This is a genomic window from Filibacter tadaridae (genome assembly GCF_900609045.1).
GTDB lineage: Bacteria > Bacillota > Bacilli > Bacillales_A > Planococcaceae > Sporosarcina > Sporosarcina tadaridae.
In genome coordinates this window covers 1-220 of record NZ_UXAV01000080.1, presented here as the reverse complement: position 1 = coordinate 220, position 220 = coordinate 1, and the positions used below count along the sequence as shown (strand labels likewise).

General features: G+C 50.9%; 1 rRNA gene. It reads left to right on the top strand.

The window, feature by feature from the left end:
- Positions 1-220: ribosomal RNA gene (locus FILTAD_RS15655) — 23S ribosomal RNA — on the top strand; the annotation flags it as partial.

The window sequence follows — 220 nt, the reverse complement described above, 5'->3', positions numbered from 1 at the left end:
AGTGAACCAGTACCGTGAGGGAAAGGTGAAAAGCACCCCGGAAGGGGAGTGAAATAGATCCTGAAACCACGTGCCTACAAGTTGTTAGAGCCCTTGTTGGTCGTTTCTTCGGAAACGGTCACGGGTGATAGCGTGCCTTTTGTAGAATGAACCGGCGAGTTACGATTCCATGCAAGGTTAAGCAGAGAATGCGGAGCCGCAGCGAAAGCGAGTCTGAATA